The organism is Cedecea davisae DSM 4568, from assembly GCF_000412335.2.
Lineage (GTDB): Bacteria > Pseudomonadota > Gammaproteobacteria > Enterobacterales > Enterobacteriaceae > Cedecea > Cedecea davisae.
This window is the reverse complement of the sequence record NZ_KE161030.1, coordinates 220,469-233,863: the sequence shown is the minus strand read 5'-3', so window position 1 is coordinate 233,863 and position 13,395 is coordinate 220,469. Positions and strand designations below refer to the sequence as shown.

General features: G+C 56.0%; 11 protein-coding genes and 1 other RNA gene. 8 read left to right on the top strand and 4 right to left on the bottom strand.

Annotated features, from left to right (window positions below):
• The first annotated feature begins 12 nt into the window (after positions 1-12).
• Entirely contained in the window at positions 13-3,351 is a 3,339-nt protein-coding gene (mscM, locus tag HMPREF0201_RS01135) for a miniconductance mechanosensitive channel MscM (protein ID WP_039897840.1), read from the top strand.
• 38 nt (positions 3,352-3,389) lie between these two features.
• Here mscM and HMPREF0201_RS01130 read toward each other — a convergent pair whose 3' ends face one another.
• Positions 3,390-4,280, bottom strand: a complete 891-nt coding sequence (locus HMPREF0201_RS01130) for a LysR family transcriptional regulator (RefSeq protein ID WP_016517601.1) — start codon at positions 4,278-4,280, stop codon at positions 3,390-3,392.
• A 105-nt stretch (positions 4,281-4,385) separates the two neighbouring features.
• On the opposite strand from HMPREF0201_RS01130, the gene HMPREF0201_RS01125 reads away from it, so the two are divergent.
• The gene (locus HMPREF0201_RS01125) at positions 4,386-5,087 is read left to right on the top strand and encodes a pirin family protein (RefSeq protein ID WP_016517600.1); all 702 of its coding nucleotides are present in this window, start codon (positions 4,386-4,388) and stop codon (positions 5,085-5,087) included.
• 68 nt (positions 5,088-5,155) lie between these two features.
• Here the strand turns inward: HMPREF0201_RS01125 and HMPREF0201_RS01120 are convergent, their stop codons facing one another.
• From HMPREF0201_RS01120 to HMPREF0201_RS01115, 3 genes are all read right to left on the bottom strand, one after another.
• Entirely contained in the window at positions 5,156-6,253 is a 1,098-nt protein-coding gene (locus HMPREF0201_RS01120; RefSeq protein ID WP_016517599.1) for an AAA family ATPase, read from the bottom strand.
• Positions 6,254-6,496: 243 nt separating this feature from the next.
• Positions 6,497-6,875, bottom strand: an RNA gene (rnpB, locus tag HMPREF0201_RS22240) — RNase P RNA component class A.
• Positions 6,876-6,933: 58 nt separating this feature from the next.
• Positions 6,934-7,743: a DeoR family transcriptional regulator gene (locus tag HMPREF0201_RS01115; RefSeq protein ID WP_016517598.1), complete on the bottom strand. Its 810-nt coding sequence runs from the start codon at positions 7,741-7,743 to the stop codon at positions 6,934-6,936.
• 251 nt (positions 7,744-7,994) lie between these two features.
• On the opposite strand from HMPREF0201_RS01115, the gene kbaZ reads away from it, so the two are divergent.
• The 6 genes from kbaZ to HMPREF0201_RS01085 all read left to right on the top strand — a co-directional run bounded on the left by kbaZ (position 7,995) and on the right by HMPREF0201_RS01085 (position 13,390).
• On the top strand, positions 7,995-9,287 hold the full coding sequence (gene kbaZ / locus HMPREF0201_RS01110; protein ID WP_016517596.1) for a tagatose-bisphosphate aldolase subunit KbaZ: 1,293 nt from the start codon (positions 7,995-7,997) through the stop codon (positions 9,285-9,287).
• A gap of 24 nt (positions 9,288-9,311) precedes the next feature.
• Positions 9,312-9,785: a PTS N-acetylgalactosamine transporter subunit IIB gene (gene agaV / locus HMPREF0201_RS01105; protein WP_016517595.1), complete on the top strand. Its 474-nt coding sequence runs from the start codon at positions 9,312-9,314 to the stop codon at positions 9,783-9,785.
• A gap of 10 nt (positions 9,786-9,795) precedes the next feature.
• Entirely contained in the window at positions 9,796-10,578 is a 783-nt protein-coding gene (agaW, locus tag HMPREF0201_RS01100; RefSeq protein WP_016517594.1) for a PTS N-acetylgalactosamine transporter subunit IIC, read from the top strand.
• A complete protein-coding gene (gene agaE / locus HMPREF0201_RS01095) occupies positions 10,568-11,443 on the top strand; it encodes a PTS N-acetylgalactosamine transporter subunit IID (RefSeq protein WP_016517593.1) in 876 nt (291 codons plus the stop codon). Before agaW ends, agaE begins: the two co-directional genes overlap by 11 nt.
• Positions 11,444-11,458: 15 nt before the next feature.
• Positions 11,459-11,893 carry a PTS galactosamine/N-acetylgalactosamine transporter subunit IIA gene (gene agaF, locus HMPREF0201_RS01090; protein ID WP_016517592.1) on the top strand — a complete coding sequence of 145 codons (435 nt, stop codon included), beginning with the start codon at positions 11,459-11,461 and terminating at the stop codon, positions 11,891-11,893.
• A 342-nt stretch (positions 11,894-12,235) separates the two neighbouring features.
• Positions 12,236-13,390: an SIS domain-containing protein gene (locus tag HMPREF0201_RS01085; protein WP_016517591.1), complete on the top strand. Its 1,155-nt coding sequence runs from the start codon at positions 12,236-12,238 to the stop codon at positions 13,388-13,390.
• Positions 13,391-13,395: the final 5 nt, after the last annotated feature.

Here is a 13,395-nt window from a genome sequence, read left to right as displayed (position 1 = left end):
AAGGTAACTGACGTGCGCCTGATTATCACTATTCTGATGGCCTGGTGCCTCAGCCTGGGGGCGTACGCAGCTACCGCCCCCGACGCAAAACAAATCTCTCAGGAACTGGAGCAGGCTAAGGCCGCCAAGAATACGCCAAACCAGGCGGAAATCGTCGAGGCTCTCCAGTCTGCTCTCAACGCGCTGGACGAACGCAAAGGTTCGCTCGAGCGCGCCGAACAGTATCAGCAGGTCATTGATAACTTCCCCAAACTGTCGCAAAACCTGCGCAAGCAGCTGACCAACCTGCGGGATGAACCCGATGAAGTGCAGCCCGGAATGTCCAGCGACGCGCTCAACCAGGAGATCCTGCAGGTCAGCAGCCAGCTTCTGGATAAAAGCCGTCTGGCGCAGCAGGAACAAGAACGCACCCGCGACATTAGCGACTCTTTAAGCCAGCTGCCGCAGCAGCAAACCGAGGCGCGACGCCAGCTTAACGATATTGAACGCCGGGCAGGCACTCAGACAGGCGGCGGCTCGCCGCTCTCTCAGGCACAGCATTTCTTCCAGCAGGCTGAGTCCGCACGCCTGAAGGCGCTGGTCGATGAACTGGAGCTGGCGCAGCTTTCCGCTAACAATCGCCAGGAGCTTTCGCGCATGCGCGCCGAACTGGCGCAAAAGCAAAGCACGCAGTTGGACGCTTATCTTCAGGCGCTGCGTAATCAGCTGAACAGCCAGCGCCAGCGTGAAGCCGAGCAGGCGCTTGAAAGCACCGAGCTGCTGGCAGAAACCAGCGCTAACCTGCCGCCGGAAATCGTCGAGCAGTTCAAAAACAACCGTGAACTCTCCCAGGCCCTGAACCAACAGGCCCAGCGGATGGATCTCGTTGCCTCCCAGCAGCGGCAGGCCAACAATCAAACCCTGCAGGTACGCCAGGCGCTTAACACGCTGCGCGAGCAGTCCCAGTGGCTGGGGGTTTCAAACGTGCTGGGTGAAGCGCTACGCGCCCAGGTTTCGCGCCTGCCGGATATGCCAAAACCGCAGCAGTTAGATACCGAACTGGCTCAGCTGCGCGTCGAACGCCTGCATTTTGAAGATCTGCTGAACAAGCACGCCCAGCTGCGCCAGGTCCGCCAGGCGGACGGCAGCCCGCTGACGGCAGAGCAAAACAAAATTTTGCAGGCTCAGCTACGCACCCAGCGCGAATTGCTCAACTCTCTTTTGCAAGGTGGCGATACCCTGATCCTCGAGCTAACCAAGCTCAAAGTCGCGAACAGCCAGCTGGAAGACGCGCTGAAAGAAGTTAACGAAGCGACCCACCGCTATCTGTTCTGGACATCAGACGTCAGCCCTATGGGCATTAGCTGGCCGCTTGTTCTGGTGCAGGATCTGCGCCGTCTGATTTCGCTGGATACCTTCAGCCAGTTGGGTAAAGCGGCGGTGATGATGGTCACCAGCAAAGAGACGCTGCTGCCGCTGTTTGGCGCATTAATCCTGGTGGGCTTCAGCATCAGCTCTCGCCGTCACTTCACCGCATTTCTTGAACGTTCCAGCGCAAAAGTCGGCAAAGTTACCCAGGATCACTTCTATTTGACGCTGCGAACGGTGTTCTGGTCGATTCTGGTCGCCTCCCCGCTGCCGGTGTTGTGGGCCACCCTGGGTTATGGCCTCCAGGAGGCCTGGCCGTACCCGATTGCGGTGGCAATTGGCGACGGCGTGACCGCCACCGTGCCGCTACTTTGGGGCGTGATGATTTGTGCCACCTTTGCCCGCCCCACCGGTTTGTTTGTGGTGCATTTTGGCTGGCCGCGCGAGCGTGTCGGCCGGGCAATGCGCTATTACATTCTGAGTATCGGGCTGATTGTACCGCTGATCATGGCGCTGATTATGTTCGATAACCTCAATGACCGGGAGTTCTCCGGCTCGCTGGGCAGGCTGTGCTTCATCATGATTTGCGGGGCGCTGGCTATTGTCACCCTGAGCCTGAAGCGGGCCGGGCTGCCGCTCTACCTCGACAAACAGGGCAACGGCGAAAACATCGTCAACACCATCCTGTGGAACCTGCTGATAAGCGCTCCGCTGTTTGGCATTCTGGCGGCCGCTGTCGGCTACCTGGCTACGGCGCAGGCGCTGCTGGCCCGCCTGGAAACCTCGGTGGCTATTTGGTTCCTGCTGCTGGTGATTTACCACATCATCCGCCGCTGGATGCTGATTCAGCGCCGCCGTCTGGCGTTCGACCGCGCCAAACATCGCCGGGCCGAAATTCTTGCCCAGCGCGCACGAGGTGAAGAAGAGACGGCGCACGCCAACAGCACCGAAGGTTCAGTGGAAACAGTGGACGAGCCGGAGGTCGATCTTGATACCATCAGCGCCCAATCGCTGCGCCTGGTGCGTTCGATTCTGACGCTGATAGCGCTGCTGTCGGTGATTGTTCTGTGGTCGGAAATCCATTCTGCTTTTGGCTTCCTCGGCAACATCACGCTGTGGGACGTCACTTCCACGGTGCAGGGAGTGGAAAGCATTGAGCCAATTACGCTTGGTGCGCTGCTGATTGCCATCCTGGTGCTGATTATTACCACTCAGCTGGTGCGTAATATGCCTGCCCTGCTGGAACTGGCTATCCTGCAGCACCTGGATTTAACGCCGGGCACCGGCTACGCGATAACCACCATCACCAAATATCTGCTGCTGCTGATAGGCGGCCTGGTGGGCTTCTCAATGATCGGTATCGAGTGGTCGAAACTGCAATGGCTGGTTGCCGCACTCGGTGTCGGCCTCGGTTTTGGCTTACAGCAAATCTTCGCCAACTTCGTCTCCGGCCTGATTATCCTGTTTGAGAAGCCGATCCGTATTGGCGATACGGTCACTATTCGCGACCTGACGGGAACCATCACGCGTATTAATACGCGCGCCACCACCATCAGCGACTGGGACCGCAAAGAAATCATCGTGCCGAATCAGGCGTTTATTACCGAGCAGTTTATCAACTGGTCGCTTTCGGACTCGGTAACGCGTGTGGTATTAACCGTGCCAGCGCCTTCTGAGGCCGACACTGAAGAGGTTACGGAGATCTTATTGCAGGCCGCACACCGCTGCTCTCTGGTGCTGGAGACGCCGCAGCCTGAAGCCTTCCTGGTCGATCTCCAGCAGGGCATTCAGGTATTTGAGCTGCGTATACATGCCGCTGAAATGGGCCACCGTATGCCGCTGCGCCACGAGATCCACCAGCTGATTCTGCAGGGCTTCCGCGAGCATAATATCGAGATGCCGTTCCCACCGTTCCAGATGCGTCTGGAGAGCCTCGGCGGGCAGCGTAGCACCAAAGCAATTAAGTCCGCGGGAAGAGCCGGCAGAACGCCGGGCAGCCTGTAACAGAAGAGAAAACGCGTTGGCAAAACCAACGCGTTTTTTTATTTCAGCAGCTTAGGCAGTTCGCGCAGGCACCAGGCTTTTGCCTCACCCATGCTGTCACGCCGCCAGGCCATGATGATATCAATTTCGTTGCTGTATTCCGGGCTAACCACCCGCAGACGCCCCTCGGCAATATCCTGCTCAACCAGCGGATAAGGCATGGTTGCTACGCCCAGCCCGGCCAGCAGCGCCAGCCTTTTTTCCTCTATCGAGCTGACAGTCAGGCGCGGCTGTTTATCCAGCAGGCGTACCGTCAGCACCGGCCTTTCACGGGCGGTATCCGCCACCGCAACGCCGCGATACTTCACCCGCGTAACGTCAGAGAGCGGCTCCGGCTCCTGGTGAATCGGGTGATCCGGCGCGGCAACATACACGCTCATCACCTTATAGAGCTTACGGGAGTTTATCTCCGACGAGCTGCGGAAGTGCATATCCGGGGCGATCACGATATCCGCACGCCCCTGCTCCAGCCGCTCCCAGGCACCGGCCAGTACCTCGGTAAAGATAGACAGCTGAGTATCGGCTTTCTCCGCCAATTTACTCACCAGCGGGAACAGCTTCTCGGTTGGCACCAGCGCCTCGGTGACAATTGTCAGATTCGCCTCCCAGCCTCGCGCCAGCGCCTCAGCGTCCGTCGTTAGCTTGTCAGCCGCCTCCAGCAGAACCCGACCACGTTCAAGCAGCATACGCCCGACGTTGGTGAATTTAGTGCGGTGGCCGGAACGGTCAAATAGCACCACATCCAACTCTTCTTCCAGCTTTTGCATGGTGTAGCTCAGGGCTGACGGAACGCGCCCCAGCTCGTCGGCCGCGGCGGCAAAACTGCCCCGTCTGTCAATTGCATCCATGACTCTTAACGCTTCCAGCGTCAACGCCCTTTCTTTTGCCATCTCGTTCTCATTCAGGAAATTTGAACATACCGAGCAGATTAACTGGCTAACAATGAAGCGTCCAGACCCTTACCATGGGTTTAGTGTAAAGAGAGGTCAAGAATTATGATTACGACAAGAACAGCCAAACAGTGTGGTAAAGCTGACTACGGATGGCTGCAGGCTCGCTACACCTTTTCTTTTGGACATTATTTCGACCCGAAACTGCTGGGCTACGCCTCCCTGCGCGTGCTCAACCAGGAAGTTCTGGCTCCCGGCGCGTCGTTTCAGCCGCGCAGCTACCCTAAGGTAGACATCCTCAATCTGATCCTGGAAGGGGAAGCGGAGTACCGCGACAGCGAAGGTAACCATGTGCAGGCAAGTGCGGGGGAAGCCTTGTTGCTTTCAACCCAGCCCGGCATCAGCTATAGCGAGCATAATATCAGCAAAGATAAGTCGCTGACCCGCATGCAGCTCTGGCTGGACGCCTGCCCAGAACGCGAAAATCCACTGGTGCAGAAGATCCCGCTCAGCGGCACATCACACCAGCTTATCGCCTCCCCGGACGGGGACAATAACAGCCTTCAGCTGCGCCAGCAGGTGTGGGTGCATCACATCGAAATGCAGAAAGGTGAGCAGCTAAGCTTCCAGCTGCACGGCCCGCGCGCCTACCTGCAGTCGATTCACGGCACGGTACACGCCGTTACGCCTGCGGAAGAAAAGGAAGGCTTAACCTGCGGCGACGGGGCATTTATTCGGGATGAGGCGAATATTACTTTGGTGGCAGATACGCCGCTGCGAGCGTTGCTGATTGACTTACCAGTCTAGATTTAATCCACTCCGCCCCTCTCTCCACGCCCGTTTCGGAGAGGGGGTTAGCGTGGAAGGATATCGGATTACGAAAGCCGATTAACCCTCGTCTCGCCCCGCTCAATCCCCAGTTCATACAGCGTAAACGAAGTATGCTTCTCAATGAGCTTTGCCAGTTCCGGCGAGTGGCTGGTGAGCCAGATTTGCGTGTAGCGGCTCGCCTCGGCTATTAGCCGCGCCAGGGCCGGAAGCATTTGCGGGTGAAGGCTGTTTTCCGGTTCGTTGAGGGCAATAAACTGAGGCGGGCGCGGGCTAAGCAAGGCCACCGTCAGGCACAGAAAACGCAGCGTCCCGTCGGAGAATTCTGCGGATTCCAGCGGACGGTTAATGCCGTGGCGGTTCATCATCATCTGGAAGCGGCCGCCGGCGTTGTCGCAGAAAAATGCGCACTCCGGGAATGCCTCACCCAGCACGGTAAACAGCAGTTCGCTATCGCCAATCTCAACGATCGTCTGGAACGCTGCGGCAAGGTTTAAGCCATCGCCTGCAAGTACGGGCGAACGGTATCCAACCTGTGGGAGCCGCAGTCCCGCCCCCTTCGAAATATCGAACTCATGGTAGAAACGCCAGTTGCGCAGCGTTTCGCGTGCGCTGGAGACTTCAGGGTACAAATGCGGCTCGCCAAGCTGGCCAAAAAGCGACTCATTTTCGTACAAAGAGGCGGCGTGCGTGACCTTTTCGCTATTAACATCATTGAGAAAAACTGACTGATTTCGACGATGCATAATCGATGCGGAAGGGCGACGTCGGTAGCCGCTAAGCCAGATTTGTTCTTCTTTAACAATAGGATCAAGATCGAACATCGTGGGGTAAGGCAGCTTGTCGGGGAAGCCAACCTGTAGTTCATACTCAAAAGAGTCGGTTTCTACCGCCAATGTCATCCTGCGTGGAGCGCTGGCATAGCCACGCGCCCGCTCACCGGCCCACATCACTTTCTGGATCCCTCCCTCATCGGATAGCCAATGAGAAAGCTGCCCGGTGCCCGCGCCGTGGATCAAATGGATCGCCTTATAAATATTCGACTTGCCGCAGCCGTTGGGGCCAAACACCACGTTCAGGCGCTCCAGATCGATGGAAAGCTTGCGCACGGAACGGTAGTTGTCGATATACAAGGATTTGATCATGGCTCTGCCTGCGTAGTGGGCTCAGAGCGGTATTATGACAAATGCCTGACGAAGCGCATCAGTTTCGAAGATCACAAAGCAAAACGCCCCGCAAACTTGCACCTGCGGGGCGTTTATTAAGAAGTTGAAGCTGAGCGATAAGCCGCTTTCTTTCCATGAAGAACGTCGTGGACAGTCATTCATCTTCCCGTCCCGTAAATGCAAAACGCCCCGCCAGCTTTCACTGGTGGGGCGTCTCTGAATGGTTGAAGCTGACCGATAAGCCGGGTTCTGTCGTGGACAGTCATTCATCTAGGCCAGCAATCGCTCACTGGCTCAAGCAGCCTACCCGGGTTCAGTACGGGCCGTACCTTGTGAACCCCTATTTGGCCTTGCTCCGGGTGGAGTTTACCGTGCCGCGAGCTGTTACCAGTCGCGCGGTGCGCTCTTACCGCACCCTTTCACCCTTACCTGATCCCGCTTGCGCGGGCCATCGGCGGTTTGCTCTCTGTTGCACTGGTCGTGGGTTTCCCCCCCAGGCGTTACCTGGCACCCTGCCCTATGGAGCCCGGACTTTCCTCCCCTCCGCCCGTCTCCCCCCGAAGGAGGACGACGACGAAGCGGCGACTGTCTGGTCAGCTTCGGCGCGCAGTATAGAGGGTTTCGCCCCCCCTGTCACGCGGCCTGACTACGGGTGAGGGTTACTCGCCAACCAGCACCACATCAATGCCGCCTTTACGCAAAGCGTTAAGGCTTTCGGCCGGAATACCTTTATCGGTTATCACCCGATGAATACGCTGGGTATCAATGATTTTATGCAGGCTGGAGCGGTTAAATTTGCTGGAGTCCGTTACCACAATAATACGCTCAGCCACTTCGCACATTTTACGGTTAAGTCTTGCTTCATCTTCGTTGTGGGTGCTCACGCCGCGCTCCGGATCGATAGCATCCACCCCGAGAAACAGCATATCGAAATGGTAGTTCTGCAATGATTGCTCCGCACAGTCGCCGTAAAACGACTGGGACTGGCGCCGCAGATGCCCGCCGGTCATTAACAGCTCAACACCTTCCGCTTCGAGCAGCGCATTAGCTACGTTGATGCCGTTGGTCATCGCAATGACATCTTTATGCTGGCGCATCAGGCGCGCTATTTCATAAGTCGTTGTACCTGAATCAAGAATCACCCGAGATCCTGGCGTAATCAGATCTGCCGCCACTCTGGCAATGCTGCGCTTGAGGGAGGTATTGAGCGAGCTTTTGTCTTCCACAGAAGGCTCTGCTGCCATGCTGCCAGGCTCGCAAATGAGCGCTCCGCCATAGGCACGCATTGCGATGCCCTGCTTCTCCAGAAAGGCCAGATCGTTACGGATAGTCACGGTAGACACGCCGAAAAATGACGACAAATCATTAACCTGTACGCTTCCCTGCTGGCGGAGACGCTGAATAATCTGCTCGCGCCGTTCGCTGGTGCCGGGGATACGTTTATCCGTCGCCGAATCGCTGTTGCTCATAGGAGATCCTTTCTATATATCTTTCGTTTCATTTCTCTTTGCCTATTAACACCTTTCTTTTAGCGGAAAGCAAGTCCCTGGAATCGGCACCATCTGCCATTTTTACTGCAACCCCACCCTTTCATTATGTTTCTTTTGCGAAACAGATCTCAATTCCATTATCTTTCTTTTTATTCTCAAACCACAATAAGGCACGATTAAATGAAATGAATCGAAAGAAGTTGTTTTAATCAATCGCTGCGGAGAGGAAAGTGAAACAGTTAACCGAGTTTGTAGCTAACCACAAAAAGAACAAGCATTGCGGAGTTTTCGCGATTTGTTCCGCCCATCCGCTCGTTCTCGAGGCGGCGATGCGTCATGCCCGCGAAGCGGACGCAGACTTGCTGATTGAAGCGACTTCAAATCAGGTTGATCAATACGGCGGCTACACGGGAATGACGCCAGCAGACTTCTGCGGGTTTGTTTACCGCCTGGCTGAGCAACATAACTTCCCCCACGCCAGGATTATCCCTGGCGGAGACCACCTTGGCCCGAATCGCTGGCAAACCCGCCCGGCCGAAGAGGCAATGGCTCACGCCGAAGAGTTGATTCGCACCTACGTGGCCGCGGGATTTAAAAAAATTCACCTCGATTGCAGCATGTCCTGTGCCGATGACCCCGTTCCGCTAACCGACGAACTCGTCGCAGGGCGTGCGGCCAGGCTGGCGGTGATAGCCGAGCAAACCTGCATTGAGCACTTTGGAATGTCGGACCTGGTGTACGTCATAGGCACCGAAGTCCCGGTTCCCGGCGGCGCTCATGAAACCCTGGCTGAACTGGCCGTAACCTCGCCACAGGCGGCAAAAAAGACCCTGGAAGCCCACCGACATGCTTTCGAACAAAGCGGGCTTAGCGGCCTGTGGCCACGCATCATCGGCCTGGTAGTCCAGCCCGGCGTTGAGTTCGACCACACCCAGGTCATTGACTATTGCCCGGAGAAATCCCAGCCGCTAAGCAAGATGATTGAAGCCTCGGAAACCATGGTTTTTGAAGCCCACTCGACCGATTACCAGACGCCGCAGGCCCTGTCCCGGCTGGTTGAGAACCACTTCGCAATACTGAAAGTCGGCCCTGCGCTCACCTTTGCACTGCGTGAAGCCCTGTTCTCCCTCTCGGCCATCGAGCGTGAGCTGCTTCCTGCCCACAGATGCTCGGGCCTAAGGGACGTACTGGAGACGGTTATGCTGGACAACCCGGCGCACTGGCAGCAGCACTATCACGGTAAAGGCGATGCCCTGCGGCTCGCTCGCGGCTACAGCTATTCTGACCGGGTGCGCTACTACTGGCCGGATCGTGATATCGATGAAGCCTACGACACGTTGGTAAAAAATCTCGCGAATGAACCTATCCCGCTGCCGCTGATCAGCCAGTACCTGCCTCTTCAGTACGCAAAAGTGCGTGAGAGCCAGCTATCAGCCACACCTCACGAGCTGATAATCGATCATATTCAGGATGTGCTGCGCCAGTACCATGCGGCCTGTCATGGCGAAATGTCTTCTGATTAACACAATGATAATAAGGAAAATAACATGCCAAACATTGTTTTAAGCCGCATTGATGAGCGACTGATCCACGGCCAGGTTGGCGTGCAGTGGGTTGGGTTTTCCGGCGCTAACCTGGTGCTGGTAGCCAATGATGAAGTCGCCGAAGACCCCATCCAGCAAAACCTGATGGAAATGGTGCTGGCCGAAGGCATTGCGGTACGTTTTTGGCCGCTGCAAAAAGTTATCGACAACATTCACAAAGCCGCAGACCGCCAGAAAATTCTGCTGGTCTGCAAAAGCCCGCAGGACTTTTTAGCCCTGGTCCAGGGCGGCGTTCCGGTCCAACGCATCAATGTCGGCAACATGCATTACGTCGAAGGTAAGAAACAGGTCGCCAAAACCGTCTCGGTGGATGAACAGGACATTGCCGCTTTCTCCGGCCTTAAGCAGGCCGGGGTGGAGTGTTTCGTTCAGGGCGTTCCCACAGAATCGGCTCAGGATCTCTATAAACTTCTCTGAGGTATTTGCTATGGAAATCAGCTTACTACAAGCGATAGCGTTAGGTGTCCTGGCCTTTATTGCCGGGCTGGATATGTTCAACGGCCTGACGCACATGCACCGCCCGGTTGTGCTTGGCCCGCTGGTTGGCCTGATTCTGGGGGATTTACACACCGGTATTCTCACCGGCGGCACCCTTGAGCTGGTCTGGATGGGGCTGGCTCCGCTTGCCGGTGCCCAGCCGCCTAACGTCATTATCGGGACGATTGTCGGCACCACTTTCGCCATCACTACCGGCGTGAAGCCCGAAGTTGCCGTCGGCGTTGCCGTGCCGTTTGCGGTGGCGGTGCAAATGGGGATAACGTTCCTGTTCTCTATCATGTCCGGGGTAATGGCTCGCGCCGACCGCATGGCGGCAAACGCGGATACCAGAGGCATAGAGCGAATCAACTACCTGGCCATGCTGGCTCTGGGCATCTTCTATTTCCTGTGCGCATTTTTACCGATCAACTTTGGCGCAGAACACGCCAAAGCGGCCATTGACATGCTGCCGGCCCGCTTGATTGACGGCCTCGGCGTTGCCGGCGGGATAATGCCCGCTATCGGCTTCGCCGTGCTGCTAAAAATCATGATGAAAAACGTCTACATCCCCTACTTCATTATCGGCTTTGTCTGCGCAGCCTGGCTCAAACTGCCGGTTCTGGCGATTGCTGCGGCAGCGCTGGCGATGGCTTTAATGGACCTGATGCGTAAAGACCCGACTCCCCCGCAGCCTTCCCGCGCCCAGCAAGAGGAATTTGAAGATGGCATCTGATACCCAAACTCTGCCTCAGGCCACTGAAACAGAAACCGTCATCACCGGCGGCAACGATAATATTTATCAGGATCAGACCATTGGCGCTGAACTGACGAAGAAAGACATTAACCGCGTAGCGTGGCGCTCCATGCTGCTTCAGGCTTCGTTTAACTACGAACGTATGCAGGCCTGCGGCTGGCTGTACGGCCTGCTGCCTGCCCTGAAAAAAATCCATACTAACAAGCAAGATCTCGCTCGAGCCATGAAAGGACACATGGGGTTCTTTAACACTCATCCATTCCTCGTGACCTTCGTTATCGGCATTATCCTGGCTATGGAGCGTTCAAAGCAGGATGTAAACAGTATTCAGAGCACTAAAATTGCCGTTGGCGCACCGCTCGGCGGGATAGGCGACGCCATGTTTTGGTTAACGCTGCTGCCAATATGCGGCGGCATCGGTGCCAGCCTGGCCTTACAAGGATCTATTCTTGGCGCCGTGATATTTATCGTGCTGTTTAACGTGGTTCACCTCGGCCTGCGCTTTGGGCTGGCGCACTATGCTTACCGCATGGGTGTTGCGGCCATTCCGCTTATCAAGGCCAATACCCGCAAGGTAGGCCATGCCGCTTCCATTGTCGGGATGACGGTAATTGGCGCCCTGGTTGCCACCTATGTTCGCCTGTCCACCACGCTGGAAATTACCGCCGGGGATGCCGTCGTCAAGCTTCAGACGGACGTTATCGACAAGCTGATGCCCGCGTTTCTTCCGCTGGTTTACACCCTGGTGATGTATGCCCTGGTTCGCCGCGGCTGGAGTCCTTTGCGGCTTATTTGCATCACCGTCGTTCTGGCGGTCGTCGGGAAATTCCTTCACTTCCTGTAAAAGAGAGGAAAGCACATGCTAAGCATAATTGTCAGCGGGCACGGAGGTTTTGCCAGCGGTCTGGAGCAGGCAATGAAACAGATCCTGGGCGAACAGCCGCAAATTATCGCCATCGACTTCCCGGAAACGTCATCCACCGCGCGGCTTACCGGCCAGTTTGAAGAAGCCATTAACCGCCTTGACGAGCGCGAGGGGCTAATTTTTCTGACTGATTTGCTCGGCGGCACACCGTTTCGTGTGGCCTCCACCCTGGCGCTTGAAAGGCCCGGGCGCGAAGTCATTACCGGCATTAATCTTCAATTGCTTCTGGAAATGGTGCTGGAGCGAGAAGGCCTGAACAGCAGCGAATTTCGCCAGATGGCGCTCGAGTGCGGCCACCGCGGCTTAACCAGCCTGGTTGATGAGATGGCACGCCACCGCTCGGTTGAGGCCGCTGGAGAAGGCATATGACAGGGCAGTATTGATCTGCCATAAGCCGATTTCGATTAATAAAAGCGTCCCCCTATAGCGCTTTCAATGTGTACCACTTTGGTCTGCGGCCTGCTCCGTCGCAGACCTTTTCTTTCCTTTCCAAAATCCATCACTCCAATAAAAACCATTATTAATTAAAGAGATAAACAAAATTCTCAATATAGATCACGATTTTCGTTTTATTTCTTTTTTGATGTTGATCTTACACTTTCCTTTCTATACATTTCCTTTTAAGCAGGCAACTCATTAAGTGAAATGAAACGAAAGGTAGTCATGCGCACATGAGCTGACACCTGACCACGCAATACTAAGGACCACGTCATGAGCGAAACCCCGGCAGCCGCCGTCAGCGGCAGCACCACCTGGACAGAAAGAGAGATCCGCCAGCAGCCCGCCAGTTGGATCAGATCGCTACAGCAGATCGCTCGCTTACGCGAACAAATCGACGCTTTCCTTGCGCCGCTGCTGGTAAAAGAAGATCTAAAAATTGTGCTTACCGGCGCGGGAACCTCCGCTTTTATTGGCGATATTATTGCTCCCTGGCTGTCTCGCCATACCGGAAAGAACTTTGTCGCTATTCCCACCACGGATTTAGTCACCAACCCGCTGGATTACCTCTCGCCCGGGCAGAACACGCTGCTGGTCTCTTTTGCCCGCTCCGGCAATAGCCCGGAAAGTATGGCGGCGGTTGACCTGGTGAATCAGCTGGTGCAGCCCCGCCATCATCTGATGATTACCTGCAATGAAGCCGGCAGCCTTTACCGTAATGCCTTACACGACGAGCGATCTCTGCCGCTGTTGATGCCGGCCGAAACCCACGACCGCGGGTTTGCAATGACCAGCAGCATCACCACCATGATGGCCAGCTGCCTCGCGGTATTTGCCCCGGATATTATCAACTCCTCTTCATTCCAGGACGTGGCGCACCGCTGCGCTCAGATAATCGAATCGCAGGGGGACTTCAGCGAAATGCCGTTTGGCGACCAGCCATATCAGCGCGTGGTTTATCTCGGCAGCGGCGGTTTACAAGGCGTAGCCCGCGAAGCCGCGCTGAAAGTTCTGGAACTTACGGCAGGCAAACTGGCCGCGTTTTACGACTCGCCAACCGGCTTCCGCCATGGCCCTAAATCGCTGGTAAATAACGCAACTCTGGCAGTCGTGCTGATTTCAAGTGACCCATATACAAGGCTGTACGACCTGGATCTGCTGGCCGAACTGCGCAGGGATCGACTGGCAATGCAGACCATCGCGATTTCAGCCGTCAGCAGCCCGGAGATCGAAGCAGGGCCGCATATCCTGCTTCCCGCCGCCAGGGAGTTTCTGGATATCGAACAAGCGTTCTGCTTCCTGATGTATGCACAAATTTTTGCCCTGACCGCATCGGTTAAAGCAGGTATTACCCCGGATACACCTTCCGCCAGCGGCACCGTAAACCGCGTGGTGAAAGGCGTAGTGATTCATCCCTGGAAAGGCTGAGAGGT